This is a genomic window from Phytobacter sp. V91 (assembly GCF_965644225.1).
Taxonomy (GTDB): Bacteria; Pseudomonadota; Gammaproteobacteria; order Enterobacterales; family Enterobacteriaceae; genus CBFFRJ01.
The window spans coordinates 1-1,234 of sequence record NZ_CBFFRJ010000275.1 but is presented as its reverse complement, the minus strand read 5'-3'; the positions used below and the strand labels follow the sequence as shown (position 1 = coordinate 1,234).

At 54.1% G+C, this 1,234-nt stretch carries 2 protein-coding genes; both read right to left on the bottom strand.

The window, feature by feature from the left end:
* Positions 1-745: IS3 family transposase (locus ACSZO4_RS25600; protein WP_437891890.1), on the bottom strand; the 745-nt coding region annotated here is incomplete at its 3' end.
* A gap of 14 nt (positions 746-759) precedes the next feature.
* A partial coding sequence (locus tag ACSZO4_RS25595; protein ID WP_437891889.1) for a transposase occupies positions 760-1,234 on the bottom strand: 475 nt, incomplete at its 5' end.

Genomic DNA, 1,234 nt, shown 5'->3' with positions numbered 1-1,234 from the left:
CGTGATTGTAGTAGCGGATGTATTCCCCTGTCGCTATTTCCAGTTCCGCCACGCTTTCATACTTTATTCCGCAGAACATCTCCGTTTTCAGGACCCCGAAGAAGCTCTCCATTGCCGCATTGTCCAGACAATTACCCCGTCGCGACATGCTCTGGCGGATCCCATATTTCTCCAGCCGGCTTCGCCATTGACGCATCCTGTACATCCAGCCCTGGTCGCTGTGCAGAACTGCTCCCTGCCTGACATTGCCTGAACTCAGCAGGACATCCAGCATTTTTTCCGCCAGCATATACGCCGGACGCGATGCCATACTTACCGCCACTATCTCCCTGTTGTAAAGATCCATCACCACAGACAGATACAGCTTCGCGCTGCCCACACGGAACTCCGTCACATCTGTTACCAGTTTCACTCCCGACGTATCAGCGCTGAAGTCCCTGTTTAACAGATTGTCGACGGGCTCCAGTTCAGCGTACCCCTGCCAGCCCCGGTATTTTTTCCTGCGTGTCAGCGCCTGGCAGTCCAGCTCTCCCATCAGACGGGATACTTTTTTATGGTTTATGCAGTGGCCCTGTGCCTTCAGCTCATTTGTCACCCGCCGGTAGCCATAACGCCGTTTATGACTGACTGCCGTTGATATGATGAGTTCACATATCGGGTCCTGGATAACCGGACGGGCATCGCGCTTTTGACGGTCATACCATGTGCTTTGCGCAAGCCTGGCCGCTTCCAGCAAGTGGGACAGTCGGTGTTCGGAGATCAGCGCCCTGACGATGAAGGCTTTTTCTTTCCCTTTTGCGCTTTTTCTTTCATCAGGGCGTCCAGCTTTTCCAGATAAGCCTTTTCGGCACGCAGGTAAAGCACTTCATCGACCAGTTGTTCCGGTGTCATTTCCTCAGGCGGTTTATCGCGATGTGGGGGCTTGTGGGGCATGTGCTTATTCTCCTGACTGTCTGGCGTTAACTGTCCGCTTGCTGCGCGTCTGACCCAGCAACTGACTGTTTTATGATCAGGAATATTAAACCGTGCAGCGGTCATTCGCACCGAGAGATGTTCGCGCTGCATGGTCTGGACGACCTGAAGACGAAAATCATTGGAGTAAGAACGGCGTGAAGGCTGAAGTGCAGCCTCGCCATGAAAACCATAAGCGCTGACCCAGGCACGAAGAGAGGGCTCGGGACAGCCGAACTGGCGTGCGGTAGATGTGAGGCTGTTACCGCCTTCCAGATACGCC